Genomic DNA, 22,541 nt, shown 5'->3' with positions numbered 1-22,541 from the left:
CGTGATCGCCCGGCTGCGCCTTAGACGCAAGCTGTGGGATCTGGATCCGACTCTCAGGCCAGGCGCGCCAAGGCCTCCAGGATTTGCGCACCGTTGTAGGGTTTCAGCACCAGGGCCTCGGCCATGTCCGCATTCTTCGCGGCGACGGCGACATCGCCGGAAATGAAGATGACCCGTACGGCCCAGCGGTCCGTCAGGACGCGGGCCAGTTCCACCCCGGTCATCTCGCCCGACAGATTGATGTCCAGCAGGGCCGCATCGATGCTGTGCAGCGCAGCGGCGGCCTCGGCTGCGGCAGCGCTGTGGAACGGGCCGACGACATTGTGGCCCGCCTCGGTCAGCAGTTCGGTCAGGGAGGCGGCGGCGTCGGGATCGTCCTCGACCACCAGCAGGGTCAGGGCATCGACCTCGGCCGGCGCCGTGGCGTCAAGCGGCGCCTGGCGCGTGACCACGGCGCGAAGGTCGCGCCAGACCTCGGTCGAGGGGCGGTCGGTGTCCAGATCGTAGATGGCGGCCATGGCCCTCAGTTCGCGGGCGTCCTCGGGCGACAGGTCGCCGCCGGTCTCGGCCAGACGGCTGTCGTACAGGCGGCACAGGCGATCGACGCTTTCGGCGACCTCGGCGGCGTCCGGCTGCGACGGGGGCGGGCGATCGAACATGGCGTCCTCCTCACGGTTGTTCGGCCTCACCTAATGGCTTTGAGCCCATTGCGTCACCGCGACTGACGCCATCGTGACCCGCCCGTGATCGCCGATCACAAGCGCGGCGCCGGCGCCGGTCCACGTCCCGACACGGCTGCAATCGACACGACGCCCCCCGGCGGGTAAGGACGGCGCTCCGCTTTTTCTCAGGACCTTCCCCTCTTGCGACTGCCCCAGGCCCGTCTCGATCAGGTGCTCGACCGTTTCCACGAGGTGGAGGCGCGCATGGGTTCGGCGACCGACGGCGCCGAGATCGTGCGGCTGTCCAAGGAGCACGCCGAGCTGAAGCCCGTCGTCGATGCGGTCCAGGGACTGGCCCGGGCGCGCGCCGAAATGGCGGACCTGGAGGCCATGACGGCCGATCCGGAAATGGCGGCGATGGCCGAGGAGGAGCTGCGGGCGCTGACCGACAGGCTGCCCGAGCTGGAACGCGAGGTCGCGCTGCTGCTGGCCCCGCGCGACGCCGACGAGAACGCCTCGGCCGTTCTGGAAGTGCGCGCCGGCACCGGCGGGGACGAGGCGGCCCTGTTCGCAGGTGATCTGTTCCGCATGTATTCGCGCTACGCCTCCACGCGCGGTTGGCGGATCGAACTGGACTCGGCGACCGAAGGCGACGCCGGCGGCTATAAGGAAATCATCGCCACGGTGACGGGCGAAGGCGTGTTCGGCCGGCTGAAGTTCGAGAGCGGCGTTCACCGGGTCCAGCGCGTGCCGACGACCGAGTCGCAGGGGCGCATCCACACCTCCGCAGCGACGGTGGCGGTCCTGCCCGAGATCGAGGACGTGGAGATCGAAATCCACGACAAGGACATCCGCATCGACACCTTCCGCGCGTCAGGTTCGGGCGGTCAGCACGTCAATACGACCGATTCCGCCGTGCGCATCACCCACCTGCCCACCGGCATCATGGTGACGTCGTCGGAGAAGTCCCAGCACGTCAATCGCGACAAGGCGATGAAGAACCTGCGCGTGCGCCTGTACGACATGCAGCGCCAGGCCAAGGACCTGGCCCGCTCGGACAGCCGCAAGTCCCAGGTCGGGTCGGGCGACCGGTCCGAACGGATCCGCACCTACAACTATCCGCAAGGGCGGGTCAGCGATCACCGCATCAACCTGACCCTGCACAGCCTGCCCCAGATCATGGAAGGCGACATCGATCCGCTGCTGAACGCCCTGATCGCCGAGGACCAGGCCGCACGTCTGGCCGATCTGGAAGCCGAGTTCGGCTGATCAGCCCAGGACGCCGGTCAGCGGCAGCCACAGCACCACGCCGGTGACGGCGGTGTAGGCGGCGAAGGCATGCACCGACTTCAACCGGCCGCTGGCCAGGGGGCTGTCGAGATCGGCGCGGTTGACCCACAGCAGATAGGCGGCCTGGATCGCCCAACCGGCGAGGAAGGCGACCACGGCCCAGGCGCTGAGCGCCGCCAGGGCGAGGCCGGACATCAGCACCACCACGCCGCCCAGGGCGATCACCCCGTCGGCGATCTGATCGTTTGCGGGAACGGCGATGACGCCGGACAGGGCCCGTTGCAGACGCCAGTTGAGCCAGGCCTGATACAAAAGCATCAGTCCGCCCAAGACGTAGAATATCCCTATCGCGCGCGCCGCCCACTCCATGTCCGAAATAAGGCGCCAATTTCTGCGGTTGTAATCAGGGAAAATGCGACGCCGATTCGGATCGTTAACGACCGGCGCAAATTAGACACAACCGTTGGTCTGCGAGCGCGCCCGCTAAGCTTTGGCGGCCAGGGCGCGCTGGACCGCCGGACGCGCCGACATGCGCTCGAAGTGCGCCTGGACGCGCGGAAACTCGGCGATGTCCACGCCGTCGCCTTCCAGCCAGCCGGCGAAGGTAAACAGATAGGGGTCCGCGACCGTATAGGCGTCGCCCATCGCCCATTCGCCGGTCAGGTCCGCCTCGATCAACGCAAAGCCGTCGCGCATGTTCTGTGTGACCTTGGCCGCCATCGACGCCTGGGCGGCGGCATCGTCGCTCCAGCGCGCGGCGCGTCGACCGTGGGCGTGGGCGACGTGGATGGTGGTGGCCAGAAAGAGGTTGAACGCCTGCATCCGCGCAAAGGCGAAGGGATCGGTCGGCGCCAGAAAGCCGGGCGGCGACAGGGCGGCGATGTGCGCCAGAATGGCCGGGCTCTCGGTCAGGACGCCCTGATCGGTCGCGAGCGCAGGAACGCGCCCCTTGGGATTGATCGCCAGATAGGCCGGCTCGCGTTGTTCGGCCCTGGCGAAGTCGACCAACCGCACCTCATAGGCGAGCCCCGACTCTTCCAGCGCGATATGGCTGGCCCGGCTGCAGGATCCGGTCGCGGCGTAGAGGGTCAGCATGGTCGCGCCTCGCAGCAAAGAAAAAGGCGGCGAGATCATCGCCGCCTTTCAGGAAATCAGAGGTCCAACAGGGCTCGCGCCGGATCTTCCAGCAGTTCCTTGACCCGGACCAGGAAGGTCACAGCTTCCTTGCCGTCCACGATGCGGTGATCGTAGCTGAGGGCCAGATACATCATCGGGCGGATCTTGACCTCGCCGTTGATGGCCATCGGGCGCTGGACAATGTTGTGCATGCCCAGGATGCCCGACTGCGGCGCATTCAGGATTGGCGTCGACATCAGCGAGCCATAGGTGCCGCCGTTGGTGATGGTGAAGGTGCCGCCCTGCAGCTGATCCATGGTCAGCGAGCCGTCACGCGCGGCCTTGCCCAGGGCGCCGATGCCCTTTTCGATGCCAGCGAGCGACAGGGTGTCGGCGTCGCGCAGGACCGGAACCACCAGACCCTTGTCGGTGCCGACGGCGACGCCGATGTCGTAGTGGTTCTTGTAGATGATGTCCGTGCCGTCGATCTCGGCGTTGACGGCCGGGATCTCATGCAAGGCCGCGACGACGGCCTTGGTGAAGAAGGACATGAAGCCCAGCTTCACGCCGTGGCGCTTTTCGAACACATCCTTGTACTGGGCGCGCAGGGCCATGACGTTGGTCATGTCCACCTCGTTGAAGGTGGTCAGCTGGGCGGCCGTGTTCTGCGATTCCTTCAGGCGGCGGGCGATGGTCTGACGCAGGCGCGTCATCTTCACCCGCTCTTCGCGCGGCTGGTCGGCGCGGGGGGCGGCCGGAGCAGCGGCGGCGGCAGGGGCCGGCGCCGAGGCCTGGCCGATGGCGGCGATGGCGTCGGCCTTGGTGATGTTGCCCTTCGGTCCCGTGGCGTTGATGGCCTTGGGATCCAGATTGTTCTCGCCGACCACGCGCTGGACGGCGGGCGACAGGGTTTCGTTCTTGGCGGCCGAGACCTGGGCCGAGCCGGTGTTGGCCGGGGCGGCGACGGCGGGAGCCGAGGCGGCGGCGCCCGAACCCGAGCCCGATCCTGAGATTGAGCCGATCTTCTGGCCCGGCGTGACGGTCGCGCCTTCGTCGGCGGCGATGGTCAGAACGCCGTCAGCCGGGGCGGAGACTTCGACCGCGACCTTGTCGGTCTCGATCTCGACCAGCAGCTCGTCCTTATTGACCGCGTCGCCGTTCTTCTTGACCCACTTGCCCATCGAGCCTTCGGCGACGCTCTCGCCCATGACCGGCACGGTGATGTCGATCGCGGCGACGGCCGGAGCAGCGGCGGCCGGCGCGGCCTTGGCGTCAGCCTTGGCGGCCTTGGCCGGGGCAGCGGCGGGCGCAGCGGCCGGAGCGGCGCCGGCGGACGCGCCTTCCGTCACAGAACCCAGGACCGTGCCGGGAACGACATTGTCGCCCTCCGCCGCCTTGATGTCGCCCAGCACGCCGTCGGCGGGCGAGACGACTTCCAGCGAGACCTTGTCGGTCTCCAGCTCGACCAGCAGTTCGTCCTTCTTGACCGGATCACCGACCTTCTTGGTCCACTTTGCAATGGTGGCTTCGGTGACGGATTCACCGAGGGCGGGGGTCAGAATATCGGCCATGTCAGGTCCAGCTCGTCTCTAGTCGGTCTTTTATACGTGTATCAGGCGAAGGCTTCGGTCGTGAAGGCTTCGAGTTCCTTCAAGTGGCGGCTCATAAGACCGGCGGCGGTCGAGGCCGATCCAGGACGGCCGACGTAGCGGGCGCGCTTGGCCTTCACGTCCAGCTTGTCCAGCGTCAGCTCCAGCCACGGATCCACGAAGGTCCAGCCGCCCATGTTCTTCGGCTCTTCCTGGCACCAGACCAGTTCGGCGTTGGGGAAGCGGGCCAGTTCCTTGCGCAGCGACTGGATCGGCCACGGATAGAACTGCTCCAGACGCAGGATGTAGACGTCGTCCACCGCCTGGCCGTCCTTGGCCTTTTTCTCGCGCGCGTCCAGCAGGTCGTAATAGACCTTGCCCGAACACAGGATGACGCGGCGGATGTCCTTGTCCGCCTTGATCGTGATGCCGGCGATCTCGGGCCGCGTCTGGGCGTCGTCGTGCAGGACGCGGTGGAAGGACGAGCCTTCGGCCAGATCGGCCAGGCTGGATACCGCCTTCTTGTGGCGCAGCAGCGACTTGGGCGTCATCAGGATCAGCGGCTTGCGGAACTGCCGGTGCATCTGGCGACGCAGGATGTGGAAGTAGTTGGCCGGGGTGGTGCAGTTGGCGACCTGCATATTGTCTTCGGCGCACGCCTGCAGGAAGCGCTCCAGACGGGCCGAGGAGTGTTCGGGCCCCTGGCCTTCATAGCCGTGCGGCAGCAGCATGGTCAGGCCGCTCATGCGCAGCCACTTGCGTTCGCCAGAGCTGATGAACTGGTCGATCACCACCTGGGCGCCGTTCACGAAGTCGCCGAACTGGGCTTCCCACATGACCAGCGTATTGGGGTCGGCCAGCGAATAGCCGTACTCGAAGCCCAGCACCGCCTCTTCGGACAGGGCCGAGTCGATGACTTCGAAATTGGCCTGGCCTTCGCGCAGGTTGTTCAGCGGGATGTAGCGCTCTTCGGTCGTCTGATCGATGATGCCCGAGTGACGCTGCGAGAAGGTGCCGCGCACCGAATCCTGACCCGACAGACGGATCGGGAAGCCTTCATCGACCAGCGAGGCGAAGGCCAGGCTCTCGGCCGTGGCCCAGTCCAGGCCCTGGCCCGAGGTGATGGCTTCGCGGCGACCGTCGATGACGCGCTTCAGCGTCTTGTGCATGTCGACGCTGTTGGGGATCGTGGTCAGGCGGTGGCCCAGGTCGGTCAGCTTGGCCAGCGGCACGGCGGTGTCGCCGCGCAGCTCGTCCTTGGGCGACTGGAAGCCCTGCCACTGGCCGTCCAGCCAGTCGGCCTTCTCGGCGGACCAGGTCTTGCCGGCCTCGAACTGCTCGTCGAGGAATTTCTCGAACCGCTCGACCTCGGCGTCCACCTCGGCCTGGCTGATCACGCCTTCGGCCACCAGACGCTGCGAATACAGTTCGCGGGTCGAGGGCTGGGCGCGGATCTTCGAATACATCAGCGGCTGGGTGAAGGTGGGATCGTCGCCTTCGTTGTGGCCGAAGCGGCGGTAGCAGAACATGTCCACCACCACGTCCTTGTGGAACTTCTGGCGGTATTCGGTGGCCACCTTGGCGGCGAAGACGACCGCTTCGGGATCGTCGCCGTTGACGTGGAAGATCGGCGCCTGGACCATCAGGGCCACATCCGACGGATAGGGCGACGAGCGCGAGTTGCGCGGGCTGGTGGTGAAGCCGATCTGGTTGTTGATGACGAAGTGCAGCGTGCCGCCGGTGCGGTAGCCCTTCAGCCCCATCAGGGCGAAGCATTCCGCGACCACGCCCTGGCCGGCGAAGGCGGCGTCGCCGTGGATCAGCAGCGGCACGACCTTCGAGCGGTCCAACGCCCACTGCCCCTCGGGCACGCCCTCGTTGGCCTCGCGAATGTCGAACGCCTGTTTGGCGCGCGCCTTGCCCAGCACGACCGGGTTGACGATCTCGAGGTGCGACGGGTTGGCGGTCAGCGACAGGTGGACGTGGTTGCCGTCGAACTCGCGGTTCGACGAGGCGCCCATGTGATATTTGACGTCGCCCGAGCCCTCGATGTCGCTCGGCACGGCCGAGCCGCCCTGGAACTCGTGGAAGATGACCTTGTAGGGCTTGCCCATCACGGCGGCGAGCACGTTCAGGCGGCCGCGGTGGGCCATGCCCAGCACGACCTCGTCGACGCCCAGCGAACCGCCGCGCTTGATGACCTGCTCCAGCGCCGGGACCATGGCCTCGCCGCCGTCCAGACCAAAGCGCTTGGTGCCGGGGAAGCGCTTGTGCAGGAAGCGTTCGAAGCCTTCGGCCTCGACCAGCTTGGACAGGATGGCCAGCTTGCCTTCCTTGGAGAAGGCGTTCTGCTCGAACTTGTCGGCGCCCTCGAACCGCTGCTGCAGCCAGGATTTCTCTTCCGGCTCAGCGATGTGCATGAACTGGATGCCGATATTGCCGCAGTAGGTGCGCTTCAGGATCTCCAGCACTTCGCGGATCGTGCCGGTCTGAAGACCGAGCACGCCGTCCAGGAAGATCGGACGATCCAGATCGGCGCCGGTGAAGCCGTAGAATTCGGGCGTCAGCTCGGGGTTCTCGACCGGCTGTTCGATGCCCAGCGGGTCCAGCTTGGCCTGCAGGTGGCCCCGCACGCGATAGCTGCGGATCAGCATCAGGGCGCGGATGGAGTCGTGGGCGGCGGCGCGGATCACATCGGCCGAGACGTCGGCGGGCGCGGCCTTGGGCGCAGCAGCCGGCGCAGCGCCGGGTTTTTTGGGATCGGGCTTAGGCGCCGGCCAACGGCCATCGAAGACGCCGGTCTCCTCCGTCGGTTCGGTCGCTGTGCCGCGGCCCCAGCTGCCGGCGCCGGCCGAAGCGGTCACCAGCGCGGCGTTGTCGCGCAGCTGGTCGAAGAAGGCTTTCCATTCGGCGGAGACGGAGCCGGGGTCTTTCGCCCACTTCTCCTGAAGCTCCTCGACGTAGGCCGCATTGGACCCGTAAAGGAATGAGGTCTCGGCAAAGACCTGGTTCAGCCGACCGGCATCGTCCGCCATCGTTTCGCAATCCCTGGGCCCCGACGGACACATCTCCGTGAGGGGCGCGCCTGTCATATAGGCGTCGTTTCCTGACGGGTCATGACCGAAACGGGGCAATTTGGTAGGAAATTGGTCGCAGGCCCAAGAAAAAACGCCCCCGGCCTGAGCCGAGGGCGTCCATCGATGCGTCACACGGCATTTTTGATGCCGAAAAGGCGCTCAAGCAGCGAGCCGCCGCGCGGCAAGCGATAGCGCCCGCGCGCAGCGCGCACTTGGAAAGGCTTAACCCTTCAGGACTTCGACCAAGGTCTTGCCGAGGCGCGCGGGCGATTCCGACATGCGGATGCCGGCGGCTTCCATCGCCGCGATCTTGGATTCCGCATCGCCCTTGCCGCCCGAGACGACGGCGCCGGCGTGGCCCATGGTGCGACCCTTGGGCGCCGTGCGGCCCGCGATGAAGCCGGCCATCGGCTTCTTGCGGCCCTTCTTGGCCTCGTCGATCAGGAACTGGGCGGCGTCTTCTTCCGCGCCGCCGCCGATTTCGCCGATCATGATGATCGAGGTGGTTTCCTCGTCGGCCAGGAACAGCTCAAGCACGTCGATGAATTCGGTGCCCTTGACCGGGTCGCCGCCGATGCCGACAGCCGTAGTCTGGCCCAGGCCTTCATTGGTAGTCTGGAACACGGCTTCATAGGTCAGGGTGCCCGAACGCGACACGATGCCGACCGAGCCCTTCTTGAAGATGTTGCCCGGCATGATGCCGATCTTGCACTCGTCCGGCGTCAGGATGCCGGGGCAGTTCGGGCCCAGCAGACGCGACTTGGAGCCTTCCAGGCGACGCTTGACCTTGACCATGTCCATCACCGGGATGCCCTCGGTGATGCAGGTGATGAAGGGGATTTCGGCGTCGATGGCTTCGATGATCGCGGCGGCCGCGCCCGACGGCGGGACGTAGATCACCGAGGCGTCGGCGCCCGTGGCGTCCTTGGCTTCAGCGACCGAGGCGTAGATCGGCAGGCTCTCACCGTGCGATCCGGTCCAGTTCGTGCCGCCCTTGGAGGGGTGCACGCCGGCGACCATCTGGGTGCCGTGATAGGCCAGCGCCTGTTCGGTGTGGAAGCCGCCGGTCTTGCCGGTCAGGCCCTGGACGATGATCTTGGTGTTCTTGTCGACGAGAATGGACATGGGTCTGTGCTCTGAATTCGATGTGTCAGCGGGGCGGTGGCGAGTAAGGCCGAAGCCTTAGCCGACCGCCGCGACGATCTTCTGGGCGGCGTCGTCGAGGTCATCGGCGGCCTGGATGGTCAGGCCCGACTCGTTCAGGATTTTCTTGCCCAGTTCGGCGTTGGTGCCTTCCAGACGCACCACCAGCGGCACCTTCAGGCCCACTTCCTTCACAGCCGCGACCACGCCCTCGGCGATGACGTCGCACTTCATGATGCCGCCGAAGATGTTGACCAGGATGCCCTGGACGTTCGGGTCGGCGGTGATGATCTTGAAGGCCGCAGCGACCTTCTCCTTGCCGGCGCCGCCGCCGACGTCGCAGAAGTTGGCCGGCTCCTTGCCGTACAGCTTGATGATGTCCATCGTCGCCATGGCGAGCCCTGCGCCATTGACCATGCAGCCGATGTTGCCGTCCAGCGAGACGTAGGCGAGGTCCCACTTGGACGCTTCGATTTCCTTGGCGTCTTCTTCGGTTTCGTCGCGCAGTTCCTTGATGTCGTCGTGGCGGAACAGGGCGTTGCCGTCGAAGCTGACCTTGGCGTCCAGAACGCGCAGGTGGCCGTCCTTCATGACGATCAGAGGGTTCACCTCCAGCATGTCCATGTCCTTCTCGACGAAGGCCTTGTACAGGGCGGGGAACAGCGACTTGGCGTCTTCGGCCGCGGCGCCCGTCAGGCCGTAGGCGGCGACGATGGCGGCGACGTCGGCGTCCGTCACGCCCGCGCTCGGGTCGATGACGATGTTCTGGATCTTCTCGGGCGTGTCGTGGGCGACGGTTTCGATGTCCATGCCGCCTTCGGTCGAGACGACGAAGGCGATGCGGCCATAGGCGCGATCGACCAGCAGCGAGCAGTACAGTTCACGCTCGATGTCGGCGCCGTCCTCGATGTAGAGGCGGTTGACCTGCTTGCCGGCGTCGCCCGTCTGGGCGGTGACCAGGGTGTTGCCCAGCATTTCCTTGGCGTGGGCGACGGCTTCCTCGACCGAGAAGGCCAGGCGAACGCCGCCCTTGGCGTCGGCCGGCAGTTCCTTGAACTTGCCCTTGCCACGGCCGCCGGCGTGGATTTGCGACTTCACGACATAGAGCGGGCCGGGCAGCGATTTGGCGGCCGCCTCGACCTGATCGACCGACGTCACCGCGACGCCTTCGGCTACGGGTGCGCCGAAGCCTTTGAGGACCTGCTTGGCCTGATATTCGTGAATGTTCATGGGGGACCGTCGCAACCGCTGCTGGGAGAGTTGCGGGGCTTATAGGCCGCTCTTTTGCATTGCGCTACCGGCCTTCGGCCTGCTTGAGCGCTTCGCCTTCGCAGGTGCGAGCGTCCACAGGCCCCCTTTAGTCGACCCAGTCCTTCTTGAGGGTTCGCGACGCCCCGATCAGCAGGATCGCGGCCAGCACATAGAAGCCCATGCCGGTATAGATGGCCCAGCGCAGGCTCTCCTCGCCAAAGCGCGGCGCCAGCAGGTCGCTCATCCAGCCGAAATAGTAGAAGCCGACCGCGATCCCCAGCAGATTGTTCAGCAACAGGAACAGGGCCGAGGCCGTCGAGCGCATGGCCGCCGGCACCAGATGCTGGACCGCCGCCGTGATGGGGCCCAGCCAGGCCAGGTTCAATCCGGTCGGCAACAGGAAGATCAGGAAGGCCAGGGTCAGTTGCTGAACGTGGCTGCCGCCGCCGGGCAGAACCAGGCCGATCAGCCAGGGCGAGTTCATCGCCAGGATGAAGCACGGTGCCGAGATCAGGAAGGCGACGGCGGGCGTCAGCGGATAGGCGCCCTTGCCCTTCTTGGACAGTTTGTCGGCGATCATGCCGCCCAGCCAGATGCCCAGGATGCCGCCGATCAGGGCGATGCCGGAATAGTAGATGCTGGTCTGTTTCAGGGTCAGGTCGAAGCTGCGCATGAAGAACAGCGGCAGCCAGCCGGCGACGCCATAGCCGCACACCGACGACGAGGCGGCGCCAAGGCCCAGCAGCCAGAAGCTGGGCTTCTTGATCACCACCGAGGCGGTGCGCCGCGCGATCATCAGCGAAACGCCGATCACCACCGCCAGCAGACCGCCGAACGCCAGCACCAGCGGATTGCCCAGCGACAGACCCATCAGCCAGCTCAAGGCGCCGAGGACCAGCAGACCGGCGCCGAGACCCAGCATGATCTGGGCGGCGATCTTGCCGGCCCGGTCCGTGCCGACGGGCACGGCCGCCAGGGCCGCGACCTGCGCCTCGGTCTTGATGGCGTCTGTGCCGCCCCGCCTGGGATCACGCACCGTCAGACGCAACAGGGGTGCGACCAGCACGCCCAGCAGGCCGACCACGATGAAGGCGGTGCGCCAGCCATAGGTCGCCGCCAGCAGGCCGCCGACCAGGGTCCCCGCCGCCATGCCCAGCGGAATGCCGAAGGCGAAGGCCGCCATGGCCCGCGCGCGCTGATGGGGCGGGAAATAGTCGGCGATCAGCGAATAGGCCGGAGCCACGCCGCCCGCCTCGCCGATGCCCACGCCCATCCGGCACAAGAACAGCTGGCCGAACGACCCGGCCATGCCGCACAGGGCGGTGAAGCCCGACCAGACGGCCAGGGCGCCGGTCATGATCCAGACCCGGCTGAACCGATCCGCCAGCCAGGCCAGGGGAATGGCCAATGTCGAATAAACAGAGGCGAAGGCGATGCCGCCCAATAGGCCGAACTGGCTGTCGGACATGCCGAACTCTTCTTTCAGCGGCGCGGCCAGGATGCCGATGATCTGGCGATCCAGGAAGTTCAGCATGTAGATCAGGATCAGAACCGCCAGCACATAGTAGCGGTAGCCGGGCCGCTCAGGCCGCTCGGGCCGCTCGGGCCGCGCCTCCTGGACCGTCAGCGTCTCCGTCGTCATCGGCGTTTCCCCTCGGCGTCTTGTTGTTTGTTGAGGCGAGCCTAGCCGCAAGTCCGCCCTGTGCAAAATAGGCCTGGCGGAGCGAAAAGGGGCGGCGGCCCGGAGACCGCCGCCCCTCGTCGTCAGGCGTTATGGATGTGGATCAGAACTTCAGACCCAGGGTCGCCGTGACGGTGCGCGGCGGGCCGTAGAAGCCGATGATCGAGTTGCCGGTCAGGGCGCCGGGGAAGGTGTAGCCGCCGACGCGATAGCGTTCGTCGCCTAGGTTCTTGCCGTGGACGCCGAAGGTCAGGCGGTCGTCGGACGAGGTCCAGACGATGCTGGCGTCATACATCCAGTAGGCGTCCTGATCGAGCAGCGGCGCGGGCGTCTCGAACTGCTGATAGGCGCCGCGGTACGCGACCGACGGAATGAAGGCGATCGACGAGCCATTCTCCATGACCCAGTTGTAGTTGGCCGAGATCGATCCGGTCCATTCCGGCGTGTTCTGGAAGTCGCGCTGCGAGGATACGTCGACGACGCAGCCCGGCAGGGTCGGGCAGGACGTATTGCCCGAGGCCGTCGGGATGTAGGCCAGGAACTGGTCGAACTTGGCGTCGATGTAGCTCAGCGAGGCGTTGAACGTCAGCGCGTCGGTGGCGCGCAGGCGGCCTTCGAACTCCCAACCGCGGATCGAGGACGAGCCGACATTGTCCACCACCGAGGCGACGGTCGCGCCGGCCGGATACTGGGTCGTGATCTGCTGGTTCTCGTAGCTGGAATCGAAGATCGCGGTGGCGAAGGTCAGGCGACGATCCAGCAGCGACCCCTTCAGCCCGATCTCATAGGTTTCGACCGTTTCCGGGGCATAGCCGTTGACGGTGGCGGGATACAGGACCGCATCGCCGCGCATGTCGAAGCCGCCCGATTTGAAGCCCTCGCCCCAGGAGGCATAGGCCGTCAGATCGGGGCCGAACTTGTAGTTGACCGAGACGCGCGGCGTGAACTTCTCGAACTCGCGCGTGCGCGTGTAGTTGGTGCGCGGCGCGCCCAGCGGCACGGCGGCGTTGTTGCCGAAATAGGGGCTGCGAATGCCCAGATACTGCTGGCGGAAGACGGTGCCTTCCTTCTCGTCCTTGGTGAAGCGACCGCCGACCGAGACCGAAAGGGCGTCGGTGAAGTCATACGAGAAGTCGGCGAAGGCGGCGTAGCTCTTGGTCGCCACAGAACCCGAGGTCAGGGTCGTCAGATTGGCCAGACCCACGACGGTGTCGAACGCGCCCGAGGCGTTGGCGTCCATATAGAAGACGCCGGCGACGCCGTTCAGGCGGCCCGCGCTGACCAGAACCTGGAACTCCTGGCTGAACTGGTCGTCGTCATAGGCGGCGGGGATGTCGAGGATGGGCTGGGGCAGGTTGTCGAAGTCGATGTTGCCGCGCGTCAGGCCTTCACGATAGGCGGTGATCGACTTGAAGGTGAACATGTCGCTCATCTCCCACTCGCCGGTCAGCGACACGCCGCGCGTCTGGACGCGGTTCTTGTCGCCGGCGCCGGCGTTGGTGTCATAGACATCGGCAGGCGACGGGGCGAACTCGCGGTGGCCGTGGCGCGCGTTGGAATCGTCATTCACCAGATCGCCGGCCAGACGGAAGAACAGGCTGTCGGTCGGGCTCCATTCCGCGCTGGCGCGGAAGGCGGTCACGTCCTTGTTGTAGTGTTCGTTGCCGGTGTTCAGGTTCTTGCCGTAGCCGTCGCGCAGATAGCGGGCCAGGGCGGCCGAGACCTTGAACTCGTCGCTGAAGGGCAGCTGAGCGCTGGCGATCACGTCGCGCTGGTTATAGCTGCCGTAGGAGGCGCGAAGGCGTCCCTCGGGCTCGTCCGCATTGATGCGGCTGGTCACATATTTGATGGCGCCGCCGATGGTGTTGCGGCCGTAAAGCGTGCCTTGCGGACCGCGCAGCACCTCGACCCGCTCCACGTCGAAAATGTCCAGAACGGCGGCCTGCGGACGGGCCACATAGACGTCGTCGATATACAGGCCGACGCCGGGATCGAAGCCCCACAGCGGATCCTGCTGGCCCACGCCGCGAATGAAGGAGATGAGGGTCGAGTTCGAGCCCCGCGCGGCGTTCAGCGTCAGGCTGGGCGTCGAGCGCGCCAGTTCGGTGATGTCCAGGGCGCCGCGCGCCTCAAGCTGTTCGCCGGTGACGGCGGTCACGGCGACCGGCACATCCTGCAGGCTTTCCGCGCGGCGGCGCGCGGTGACGACGATGTCGTCGACGGTTGCGGCGTCCTGAGCGTTCGCGGCCTGAGCGGTCGCCTCCGCGTCCTGGGCAAACGTGGCCCCCGCAAGCACGCCCCACGCCGCGCCGGCCAGCAGCGCGCACTTCACATGACGGTTCATGATCCTCGACCCCTTTGTCGTTTCCAGCCCGATGGACGCTTTTATTCAGCGTTCAATGATTTTCACGGAACCTACCCGGTTTCGGCCATCTGTCAAACACTGGACTGACGCAGCGTCACTTGGCTCCCCGACCGTGGCGCCGTTGCACCGTCGCGGTCGTGGGCCTAGCCTTGCCGGATGAGCAAGCCGGACGCCGCCACCCTTTCCCGCCCCGTCGCCGCCGCGCGCCGCAAGGCGGCGGGCGCTGCCCCGGCGCGGCGCGGCCGGCCGCCCAAGACCGAGGCCAAGGCGGCGGGCGAGACGCGCGATCTGATCCTGGATGCGGCCGAGGATCTGTTTTCCAAACACGGCTTCTACGGCGTCACCATCCGCGAGGTGGCGCGCGAGGCGGGCGTCGATACGGCCTTGGTCCACTACTATTTCGGGGCTAAGCGCGAGCTGTTCGACGCCGTCTTCCTGCGCCGGGCCGAGGTCTGGAACGACGACCGTGTCGCCGCCATTGATCGCTATGCCGAGACGGCGGGCGACGACATGACGCTGGAGGGCTTGCTGGAAGCCTTCCTGCGGCCGCCGTTCGAATGGTCGCTGAAGGGCGGGCCGGGCTGGAAACACTATTCCGCCCTGGTCGCCCAGACCAACGCCAACCCCAGCTTCGGCGGCGAGACGATGGCGCGCTATTTCGACCCGGCCATCCACCGGCTGATCGAGCTGATCGCCAAGGTGCTGCCGGGCGCCAGCGAGGTCGATCTGTACTGGGGCTATCACAATCTGTCGGGCGCCCTGACCCTGACGCTGGGCGAGACCGGGCGCCTGGACCGGCTGTCGAACGGGCGGGCGCGGTCCGGCGATCTGGAGACGGCCGGCGACTATATGGTCCGGTTCGCGGCGGCCGGGTTCCGCGCCGTGGCGGGAATGACCCCGCGCCAGGGCTGATCGTTCACGCCGACCGGCCGTTGCGCGCCCGGCTTTCGCCCGGCCGAAAATCATGGTTTCAAGGCGCGATCTTCCGACTGCGAAAGCCCCGATGACCGCCCCTGCCGCCGACCGCCGCCGCGCCTTCTTGCGCGGCCTCATCGTCGCCGTTCTGGCAGGCGTCTTTCTGGCGGTGACCGGCGCCTTCGGCAGCGCGGGCGCATCGCTGCCCGTGCGGCTGGCCTATTGGGTGCTGGTCATGGTGTTGGGCGGACTGTGGGGGCATCTGTGCGGGGCGCTGGTCAGCCGGTTCCTGGATTCGGACGAGCGGCCGTGGCTGACCATCGCGGTCATGGTTGTCGTGATCACCGGGCCGCTGTGCGTCATCGTCTGGGCGGCGACGGGCCTGTTCTTCGCTCAGAAGCTCTATCCGCTGGCGGTCCTGCCGCAGCTGATCGTGCCCGTCGTGGTCATCACGGCGGCGGTGACGACGTTGAACGTCTTTCTGGGGCGGGCCGTGCCAGTCCAGACCCATGCGGCGCCGCCCGAGACAGCGGCCCGCCCGGTGCGGTTTCTGGATCGTCTGCCCATGAAGCTGAAAGGCGCGACGATCCGGGCGGTGCAGGCCGAGGACCATTATCTGCGCATCCACACCGACCGGGGATCGGACCTGATCCTGATGCGGCTGTCGGACGCCGTGGAAGAGTTGGAGGGGCTGGAGGGCGCCCAGACGCACCGCAGCTGGTGGGTGGCGCGCGAGGCGGTGCGCGCCGTCGAACGCGGCGACGGGCGCGCGACCCTGACGCTGGACGGTGGCCTGTCGGCCCCGGTCAGCCGCCGCTACGCCCGGATGCTGCGCGACGCCGAATGGTGGTGACGCTCTCTTTGAGCGCATGATTCACGCTTCGGACGGGGCCGCGTTGCGCCCCGATCCGAAACGATCACGCGCTAGGGCGCGGGCTGGGTCGTCAGCATCGACGCCGGCGCGGCGCAGCCGGTCAACTTGTCGTCGCCGATCTCGACCTTGGCCGTCAGCGGATAGGTGCGGTCGCTCATGCCGTCCGAACATTCGGTGGCGATCAGCACGACGTTCAGCGCCTTGTTCAGATTGGTCGAGCTGGCGAAGGTCGCGACCGTGCCCTGGACCGTCGCGCCATGGTTCGGCGCGCGCTGGGTCGGCTGATCGACACGGGTGTAGATCAGGGCGTCCGGCGTGATCTCCACCCCCCAGAAGGGTTCGGTCCCCAGCGCCCGCACCGGCTGGCCCAGATCGACGCCGCCCAGGGTGACGGCGGCCTGGGGCTGGGGCGCCGGCTTGGGCTTGGAATCCTCGCGGTCGTAACAGGCGCTGAGCGAAAGGCCGGCAAGGGCGATGGCGAACGGAATGAGGCGCATGACGGCTCCTTTTGGTTCGGGCGCAGGTGAGGTCCCCGCCGCCCTCGGTCAAGGGGCGTCTGCCTTATCGTCCGAGCCGATAGGTACGACATCTTGGTGCAGGAACCCACGATGATAACGGCTGAGCCGGGCATAGTGCGCATCTACCGAGCGCCTCAGATGCGGCGCATCTTTTACAACGAGGATGTAATCCACTAACCGTTGATAATGCTCAATCTGGCGAGGTAGCCGCACCGCGGGGTCTTTCCGGCGATCGCGCTCAGCGGCATCCATCACGGCGAGTGTTTGAACTGGGTCAACCGGCTGAACTTGCACGATCGACAGTGGTATCGAGCCATTCATGAGCGGACTTTGGCCATCAAACTTGGCGAAAAGCGCCGCTTCCAGAGCATTGATTGCTTCCTGCCCTTGGGCAGGCCAAGCCCAGACTTCAGCAACTTCCCAAACATCGATTTGACGGTTGGCGATTATGTCGGAACGCGCAGATGTCAGGTGACGGCGTACGCGCGCCCGAATTCCATCAATGGACTGGCCAATGTAGATCGGCACACCATCAAGATCGACCAATGCGTAAACGCCGGTTTGATTGGTGAGCCCTCTAAGGGCACGATCTCTGAACTCCTGACTCATTCTGCCTCAGGCAGCATTAGCCAAATCTACCTCTGTCATCGGGAGAATTAGGCCGTTGGCTATGAATGCTACGGCAGGCACGGCCAAACCATCACCGAGTAGATGGTAAGCGTCGTTGTAGTTCTTCGGCAGCTTGTAGGTGTCTGGCAGCCCCATCAAACGAGCTGCTTCGCGAGAGGAAATCAGACGCGATCGCACCCCTTGCGCGTCAGCACAAACGACGATTTGGCGGCTCGAACCGCCGCTTGGCGTGCGTAAACAACCCGCTGTGCCATCGAGACGGATCTCCGCGCGCTGAACACCGCCGTCAGCCGAAGGACGAGTACGTCGATAGAGGGTGCCCACTACACGCTCACCCTTACGCCGGGCTTCCTCTAATTTCCGTCGGTTACGATCCGACATCATCCCGAGAAGTTTCGCCGTTTCTGCCTTGGAATGCCAAGCTACGTCTGCAGGCGATTCTTCAAACAAATCTATAAATTGGTCAGCACGTGGAGCGACCTCGGGAAGTCGCCACCATACCCATTCGCGGCGCAGGTCGTCATTTAAATGGGAGTAGGCCGTCCGAAGGGGTTTGGGATGCCAGGTATCGTCTGGCGCATCTTGAACAAAATCGACGCCCAAGCCGAACTCAGTGGCTACGCCCACGATAAATACGCGCTTGCGTGACTGCGGCACGAAATGAGCAGCATCTACGACAACAGCGCCAAAGTGATACCCCCCGTCGTGCAAGGCCTGACAGATTGCTTGAAAGTCTTTTCCCTTATGAGACGAAAGCATGCCGGTCACATTTTCCAGCACAACAAAATTGGGTTTGCGCCCCTGCGCCGCTAAGCCCTGCACCTTGTTCCAGAAGGGCCAGAAAGTGCCCGAGCGAGCACCTTTGAGACCCGCACCACCGCCGGCCAAGGACAAATCCTGACAAGGAAAAGACGCCCAAATCAAATCGGCCCGCCCGGGAAGATCGTTCACATCGACATTATTCACGTCATCACGAACGACCTCGTCAAAACCCCAATTTTCCGTATACGACTCGACCTTCTTCGAATCGAAATCATTGGCAAAGAGACAGTTCCAAGCCTTACCAAGGCCGGCCCGCGCCATGCCGCCGCCGGCAAAAAATTCATAAAATGTCGGCATACGTGTGCTCAGCTCGTTCGCCCTATGTTCCGCTCATAGCACGGATGCAAGGCATCTGGCGGAGAAAATGCCTCAAGTTGGGCAGATGACGCCAGATGTGGCAAAATCGATTCACCATCTGCTGATGGCGTCCGACGCATGAATCGGAAGCCCGGCGCACTGGATAGTGCGCCGGACTGTTCAAACAGCGAGACCTTAAATTTAGCGCTGGACCCACTGGCCCTGGGCGTTGCGGTACCATTGGCCCGAGGAGATGCGGGGCAGCAGCTGGGCCTCGAACATCCGGGCGCCGGCGACATCAGCCGAGGTGCCGGCGTCGGCGGCGCTGCGGGCGTAGGCGGCGCGGCGGCCGGCGTTGGTGGCGTCGACGGCGGCGCGCAGGCTGGCGTCCGAGGTCGGGGTGCGGAAGCCCAGATAACCATCGGCCTGCTCACCCACGGTGCCGGCGGCCTTGGCCTGGTCGATCTGCGCCTTCTGGGCGCTGGTCTGGGCGAGGGCGGCGCCCGCGACGCCCAGGGCCGCAACGGCGGCGCCGATGACGAAGAGTTTGCGGAAGGTCATGTCAGCCTGTCCCTTTCAGAGAGAAGCGGGAAATCAGAAGAGGTTGGGGTTCTGCTGCAACAGCTGCTGCAGCTCCTGGTCCAGACGAACGCGCACGTCGGCGTCCAGCTTGGCGTAGATCTGGATCGGCGCGACCTCGAGACGGATGGTCGGGGCGCAGGCCGCGAGGGCGACGACGACGGCTCCGAAACCGAGGCCGGCCAGTTGGCGCTTGTGGATCATGACGAGGGCTCCGGTTCGGCCGAGGGTGATGTCTCTAATAGCACGCCGTCCAATGAACGCGCGCTGAATGGTGAAGTTCAATCGGCAGGCGCCGGAATGGGCGTGGCGTTGGGCGCCGGGACGGGCGCGGGCGTCGCCTCCTGCTGACCCTGACGGGCGCGATTGACGGCCAGCAAATCCGAGATCAGCTGGTTGGCGTTCAGGGTCGTGTCCAGCGTCAGATCGATCTGGGTGTTCGACGGCAACGGCAGTTTGCGGTTCAGGAACTGGCGGCTGATCAGTTCGCCGATCGTCAGGCGAAGCTCCTGGCGTTTGGGCGGATCGTGGCGGCCGCGAATGTGGAACAGGACCGCCAGACGGCCGCCGTCCAGGCTGTTCACATCGGCGCTGAGCTGATCGAAGGACAGGTTTTCCATCGCCTGATAGGCCAGGTCCTCGACGACGTTTTCCGACACCTCGCCGCCCCCGCCGCTGGCGGCGACGTCGGTCAGGACGTCCCGCTTGATGGACAGGCGGCCCGGCTGAACGGCCTCCAGCTTGCCGGCGGTGATCTTGAGCCCGCGCTTGGGGTCCATGATGAAGGGCAGGCGGCCCGAGACGACGGCGTCCAGCTGAACCTTGTCGTCAAAGCCGGTGTCGGCGACGATATCGCCCAGCTGCACCCGGTCCAGCACAGTCACGCCGCTGTAGGGCTGGCTCGCGTCCAGCGGGACGGTGAAGGGCTCGACCGAGACGGTCCCACCACCGGCGACGACCTGGGCGCCGTCGATCAGCACCCCGGCCTCGTTGATCGAGAAGGTCACATCCAGCGCCGTGACCGCCGTGCCGACGGCCAGACTGTCGGCCGTCAGCTTTTGGTTCGGAGCGGTGATCAGGGGGGTCAGGCTGCTGAAGACGATGTCGCCGCGCAGACCCTTCACGGCCCCGACCGGACTGACGAAATCCAGGCCCGGCGTGACCAGATGGCCGCTGGAGGTCGGTTCGGCGTCCTTGGTCCAGTCGAAGCGGCCGTCGAAGCTGACGGCGCCTTCGACCGGCGACTGCAGGAAATCGGCGGCGAGCGGGCTGAGCATCGCCGGCTGAAGCCCATGCTCGGCGAAGGTCACCTTCGGGGCGGTGATGACGATGCCGCCCGATCCGGTGCGACCGTCGTGCGCCAGGGTCAGTCGGCCGAGACCATAGGCGGCGGCCGCGCCCGTGCCCTTCAGATCGAAGGCGCCGCTCCAGCGTTCGTTGGCTAGCGTCGCAGATCCTGTGGCGGAAAGCGGTTCGAAACGTTCCGGCGTCAGGGCGTCGATGACGCGGGCGGCCGCCACATTGGCAATCAGGCCGATCCCCGCCTTGGTCCCGTCGACGGTGACACGGCCCGAGGCGTCGGCGAACCGCATGCCGAGGAAGGGCGCCTGGGCTGAGACCTGACTGAACCCGCCCGCGACGCGCCAGACGCCGTCCTTGGACGTCAACAGCGGACCGCCCTGGGGACACAGTTTGCCGGCGACCTGATGGACATCGTTCTCGTCCAGCTCCAGCCGCTCGACCGTCAGATCGACGCAGTCCGATGTCGCATAGGTCAGCCGGCCGGCGTTCAGAGCCAGGACGCCGCGCGTCCGGGCGTCGATGCCGCGCGCCAGGTCGAAATCCAGTCGGGCGCGACCGTCCAGCATGGCTTCGAACCCGCCCTCGGTCAGACGCCAGTTCGGGATCGCGACGGACATTTCCGGAAGGCCCTTGCCGCGCGTTGCGTTCAGGGTCAGCGCCCCGCCGCCCAGCCGCCCCGGCTCGGCCTGATAGGCGGCGCCCTGACCTTGAGCCACTGTCAGGACGCCGCCGTTTGCGGGCGTCAAGGTCACGGGACGCGACAGTGAAACGGTCGTGCCCGCCGCGCCCGTGGCGAAGCGGAGGGCGGGCGCGTTCAGGGCGAAGCGTCCCAGCGCGCGCTTCATCTCGGCCAGTTCGGCGATGTCGTCGCGGCCGACCGCGCCGAACAGGGGCCAGGCCCCGTCGGCGGCGCGCAGGGCGCCGTTCGCCGCAATCTGAACCCCGCCGTCGCTGACCACGTCCAGATCCAGGTCGGCGCGGCCGCGCTTCAACGCCAGGTCGCCGAAACCGAAACGGTCGAAGGTCGCGCTCAATGGCCCGGTCGCCTCGAAGGCCGCATCCTTGCCGCCCAAGGCCAGGTCGCGCGACGTCAACGACAGTCCGCCGATCGTCGTCTGACCCGTCCGTCCCGAACCGGCGGTCAGGCCCAGCGGCCCCTGCATGCGCCAGCGCACAGCGTCGTCGCGCGACACCGTAAGCTTGCCGCGCGTCGCCGTCGCGGCGACATCGGAGATACGCAGGTCCGCGCCCTCGACGGCCGCCGCCTTCAGGGCGGTCGTGGCTTCGCCGTCCAGCCGGAAGGTTTCGATCCAGCCGGAGACGACGCCGTCGAAGCGGGCGGCGACATCGGCGCTGCGGGCGCTGAGCGTCGAGGTTCCCAGGCGGTCGCCCGTCAGGCGGGCGTCCAGAACCGCCCGGCCGTCGCCGCGCCGCGTCTTCAGATCCGGATAGGGCAGATCGCCGGTCAGCGTCAGCGCAGCCCCCTGCCCCCGCGCCGCCGGTGTCGCGAAGCTGTCGGCGGCGGCCGACAGCTTGATCGCCATCCGGTCGCCGGTCGTGGTCAGATCCAGCAGGCCGGAAAGGCCCCGGGCCTGCGTCTCGCCGCTCTTCAGCGCAGCCTTCGGCAGCCGCGCCGCCAGCCGCATCAGCTTGCCGTCGTCGATCCGGGCGTCAGCCAACAGATCGACCGGCCCGTATTCCGTATTCAACCGCCCACGGCCGCCCTCGACGATGACCAGGGGGCCGCGCGAATCCGGGCGCGGCGGTCCGCCGGTGAACTCCTTGATCAGCGGGTCCAGCGAGCCGAACGACAGCTTTCCGCCCTTAAAGCTGGCCCGGACGACCGGTCGCAGCAGGCGGATGCGGCTGGGGGTCAAGCCCAGGCCCGACCTGGACCACGGCAGGGCGACGGCGTAATCGACCTCGGCTCGCTCGACCACGACATCCGGATTGTCGGGATCGCCGATGCGGATGCGGCCGACGAAGCCGTCGATTTCGATCCGCTCCACCTCGACATCGGCGGGGATCCCGCGCTGGTCCAGCCAGCCGACGAGGACATTGCGAGCCACCGCACGGCGATTGAGATAGATCAGGGCCGCCACCACGCCGATCAGCAGCGCCAGGATCAGAACGCCGACGCCAACGGCGCGCAGGATGCGACGGGTCTTGGCCTGCGGCTTTGGCTTCGGCTTGGACGGTGTGTCGGTCAAACGGATCGATCGCGTGATTGAAACAGCGGGCCGTCCACCTTGGTCATCCTTGCCCCCAGCACAAGATCAAAGCGTGACGGTCGGTTTTCGGCGCCCGCTTCCTGCCGGTCAAGCTGGGCCAGATAACGGCGAATCGACCAGTCGGGATCCCTGCATCGTCGAGCTTTGTCTGACGCACGTTAACCGTTTGTAACGGTCTGCTTTCCAAAATGAAACAAGC

18 protein-coding genes are annotated in these 22,541 nt (G+C 66.2%); 3 read left to right on the top strand and 15 right to left on the bottom strand.

Annotated elements, in window-relative coordinates; genetic code table 11:
• Nucleotides 1-53: 53 nt before the first annotated feature.
• Nucleotides 54-659, bottom strand: coding sequence for a response regulator (locus Q9R14_RS14075; protein ID WP_306002800.1), 606 nt, complete (start codon nucleotides 657-659; stop codon nucleotides 54-56).
• Nucleotides 660-863: 204 nt separating this feature from the next.
• On the opposite strand from Q9R14_RS14075, the gene prfA reads away from it, so the two are divergent.
• The gene (gene prfA / locus Q9R14_RS14070; RefSeq protein WP_306002799.1) at nucleotides 864-1,931 is read left to right on the top strand and encodes a peptide chain release factor 1; all 1,068 of its coding nucleotides are present in this window, start codon (nucleotides 864-866) and stop codon (nucleotides 1,929-1,931) included.
• On the opposite strand, the gene Q9R14_RS14065 is transcribed toward prfA, so the two are convergent.
• From Q9R14_RS14065 to Q9R14_RS14030, 8 genes are all read right to left on the bottom strand, one after another.
• The gene (locus Q9R14_RS14065; RefSeq protein WP_306002798.1) at nucleotides 1,932-2,270 is read right to left on the bottom strand and encodes a hypothetical protein; all 339 of its coding nucleotides are present in this window, start codon (nucleotides 2,268-2,270) and stop codon (nucleotides 1,932-1,934) included.
• Between the two features lie 165 nt (nucleotides 2,271-2,435).
• A complete protein-coding gene (locus Q9R14_RS14060; RefSeq protein ID WP_306002797.1) occupies nucleotides 2,436-3,047 on the bottom strand; it encodes a glutathione S-transferase family protein in 612 nt (203 codons plus the stop codon).
• Nucleotides 3,048-3,103: 56 nt separating this feature from the next.
• Nucleotides 3,104-4,639, bottom strand: a complete 1,536-nt coding sequence (gene odhB, locus Q9R14_RS14055) for a 2-oxoglutarate dehydrogenase complex dihydrolipoyllysine-residue succinyltransferase (protein ID WP_306002796.1) — start codon at nucleotides 4,637-4,639, stop codon at nucleotides 3,104-3,106.
• 41 nt (nucleotides 4,640-4,680) lie between these two features.
• Entirely contained in the window at nucleotides 4,681-7,692 is a 3,012-nt protein-coding gene (locus Q9R14_RS14050) for a 2-oxoglutarate dehydrogenase E1 component (protein WP_306002795.1), read from the bottom strand.
• A gap of 264 nt (nucleotides 7,693-7,956) precedes the next feature.
• Nucleotides 7,957-8,859, bottom strand: coding sequence for a succinate--CoA ligase subunit alpha (gene sucD / locus Q9R14_RS14045; RefSeq protein WP_045809475.1), 903 nt, complete (start codon nucleotides 8,857-8,859; stop codon nucleotides 7,957-7,959).
• A 57-nt stretch (nucleotides 8,860-8,916) separates the two neighbouring features.
• Entirely contained in the window at nucleotides 8,917-10,107 is a 1,191-nt protein-coding gene (gene sucC / locus Q9R14_RS14040) for an ADP-forming succinate--CoA ligase subunit beta (RefSeq protein WP_055808784.1), read from the bottom strand.
• Nucleotides 10,108-10,234: 127 nt separating this feature from the next.
• Nucleotides 10,235-11,770, bottom strand: a complete 1,536-nt coding sequence (locus Q9R14_RS14035) for an MFS transporter (protein ID WP_265150002.1) — start codon at nucleotides 11,768-11,770, stop codon at nucleotides 10,235-10,237.
• Between the two features lie 142 nt (nucleotides 11,771-11,912).
• Complete coding sequence (locus tag Q9R14_RS14030) at nucleotides 11,913-14,153, bottom strand: TonB-dependent receptor (RefSeq protein WP_265150003.1); 2,241 nt, start codon at nucleotides 14,151-14,153, stop codon at nucleotides 11,913-11,915.
• A gap of 177 nt (nucleotides 14,154-14,330) precedes the next feature.
• On the opposite strand from Q9R14_RS14030, the gene Q9R14_RS14025 reads away from it, so the two are divergent.
• Together Q9R14_RS14025 and Q9R14_RS14020 are read left to right on the top strand one after the other, a co-directional pair.
• Complete coding sequence (locus Q9R14_RS14025; protein ID WP_066553876.1) at nucleotides 14,331-15,086, top strand: TetR/AcrR family transcriptional regulator; 756 nt, start codon at nucleotides 14,331-14,333, stop codon at nucleotides 15,084-15,086.
• Nucleotides 15,087-15,177: 91 nt separating this feature from the next.
• Nucleotides 15,178-15,942, top strand: coding sequence for a LytTR family DNA-binding domain-containing protein (locus Q9R14_RS14020; protein ID WP_265150005.1), 765 nt, complete (start codon nucleotides 15,178-15,180; stop codon nucleotides 15,940-15,942).
• A 71-nt stretch (nucleotides 15,943-16,013) separates the two neighbouring features.
• Here Q9R14_RS14020 and Q9R14_RS14015 read toward each other — a convergent pair whose 3' ends face one another.
• The 6 genes from Q9R14_RS14015 to Q9R14_RS13990 form a co-directional block, all read right to left on the bottom strand.
• Complete coding sequence (locus Q9R14_RS14015; protein WP_265150006.1) at nucleotides 16,014-16,460, bottom strand: COG3650 family protein; 447 nt, start codon at nucleotides 16,458-16,460, stop codon at nucleotides 16,014-16,016.
• 48 nt (nucleotides 16,461-16,508) lie between these two features.
• Complete coding sequence (locus Q9R14_RS14010) at nucleotides 16,509-17,090, bottom strand: GIY-YIG nuclease family protein (RefSeq protein WP_265150007.1); 582 nt, start codon at nucleotides 17,088-17,090, stop codon at nucleotides 16,509-16,511.
• A gap of 6 nt (nucleotides 17,091-17,096) precedes the next feature.
• Nucleotides 17,097-18,230: a DNA cytosine methyltransferase gene (locus Q9R14_RS14005; RefSeq protein ID WP_265150008.1), complete on the bottom strand. Its 1,134-nt coding sequence runs from the start codon at nucleotides 18,228-18,230 to the stop codon at nucleotides 17,097-17,099.
• Nucleotides 18,231-18,431: 201 nt separating this feature from the next.
• Nucleotides 18,432-18,791 (bottom strand): DUF1318 domain-containing protein, encoded by a 360-nt coding sequence (locus tag Q9R14_RS14000; RefSeq protein ID WP_174085432.1) that lies wholly within the window; start codon nucleotides 18,789-18,791, stop codon nucleotides 18,432-18,434.
• Between the two features lie 33 nt (nucleotides 18,792-18,824).
• The gene (locus tag Q9R14_RS13995; RefSeq protein WP_055754620.1) at nucleotides 18,825-19,013 is read right to left on the bottom strand and encodes a YnbE family lipoprotein; all 189 of its coding nucleotides are present in this window, start codon (nucleotides 19,011-19,013) and stop codon (nucleotides 18,825-18,827) included.
• 77 nt (nucleotides 19,014-19,090) lie between these two features.
• Nucleotides 19,091-22,321, bottom strand: a complete 3,231-nt coding sequence (locus Q9R14_RS13990) for a YdbH domain-containing protein (protein WP_306002794.1) — start codon at nucleotides 22,319-22,321, stop codon at nucleotides 19,091-19,093.
• Nucleotides 22,322-22,541: the final 220 nt, after the last annotated feature.

This window comes from Brevundimonas sp. C43, assembly GCF_030732185.1.
Taxonomy (GTDB): domain Bacteria; phylum Pseudomonadota; class Alphaproteobacteria; order Caulobacterales; family Caulobacteraceae; genus Brevundimonas; species Brevundimonas diminuta_C.
Note: the sequence above shows the minus strand (reverse complement) of the source record. Positions and strands in the feature narration are given on the sequence as shown.

What these genes read in the sequence shown, in the direction of transcription:
- Q9R14_RS14020 (WP_265150005.1), top strand. Translation starts at nt 15,178, where the DNA reads ATGACCGCCCCTGCCGCCGACCGCCGCCGCGCCTTCTTGCGCGGCCTC.
- Q9R14_RS14010 (WP_265150007.1), bottom strand. Translation starts at nt 17,090, where the DNA reads ATGAGTCAGGAGTTCAGAGATCGTGCCCTTAGAGGGCTCACCAATCAA.
- Q9R14_RS14035 (WP_265150002.1), bottom strand. Translation starts at nt 11,770, where the DNA reads ATGACGACGGAGACGCTGACGGTCCAGGAGGCGCGGCCCGAGCGGCCC.
- Q9R14_RS14015 (WP_265150006.1), bottom strand. Translation starts at nt 16,460, where the DNA reads ATGCGCCTCATTCCGTTCGCCATCGCCCTTGCCGGCCTTTCGCTCAGC.
- Q9R14_RS14000 (WP_174085432.1), bottom strand. Translation starts at nt 18,791, where the DNA reads ATGACCTTCCGCAAACTCTTCGTCATCGGCGCCGCCGTTGCGGCCCTG.
- Q9R14_RS14030 (WP_265150003.1), bottom strand. Translation starts at nt 14,153, where the DNA reads ATGAACCGTCATGTGAAGTGCGCGCTGCTGGCCGGCGCGGCGTGGGGC.
- sucD (WP_045809475.1), bottom strand. Translation starts at nt 8,859, where the DNA reads ATGTCCATTCTCGTCGACAAGAACACCAAGATCATCGTCCAGGGCCTG.
- odhB (WP_306002796.1), bottom strand. Translation starts at nt 4,639, where the DNA reads ATGGCCGATATTCTGACCCCCGCCCTCGGTGAATCCGTCACCGAAGCC.
- Q9R14_RS13995 (WP_055754620.1), bottom strand. Translation starts at nt 19,013, where the DNA reads ATGATCCACAAGCGCCAACTGGCCGGCCTCGGTTTCGGAGCCGTCGTC.
- Q9R14_RS14025 (WP_066553876.1), top strand. Translation starts at nt 14,331, where the DNA reads ATGAGCAAGCCGGACGCCGCCACCCTTTCCCGCCCCGTCGCCGCCGCG.
- sucC (WP_055808784.1), bottom strand. Translation starts at nt 10,107, where the DNA reads ATGAACATTCACGAATATCAGGCCAAGCAGGTCCTCAAAGGCTTCGGC.
- Q9R14_RS14005 (WP_265150008.1), bottom strand. Translation starts at nt 18,230, where the DNA reads ATGCCGACATTTTATGAATTTTTTGCCGGCGGCGGCATGGCGCGGGCC.
- Q9R14_RS14075 (WP_306002800.1), bottom strand. Translation starts at nt 659, where the DNA reads ATGTTCGATCGCCCGCCCCCGTCGCAGCCGGACGCCGCCGAGGTCGCC.
- Q9R14_RS14050 (WP_306002795.1), bottom strand. Translation starts at nt 7,692, where the DNA reads ATGGCGGACGATGCCGGTCGGCTGAACCAGGTCTTTGCCGAGACCTCA.
- Q9R14_RS14065 (WP_306002798.1), bottom strand. Translation starts at nt 2,270, where the DNA reads ATGCTTTTGTATCAGGCCTGGCTCAACTGGCGTCTGCAACGGGCCCTG.
- Q9R14_RS14060 (WP_306002797.1), bottom strand. Translation starts at nt 3,047, where the DNA reads ATGCTGACCCTCTACGCCGCGACCGGATCCTGCAGCCGGGCCAGCCAT.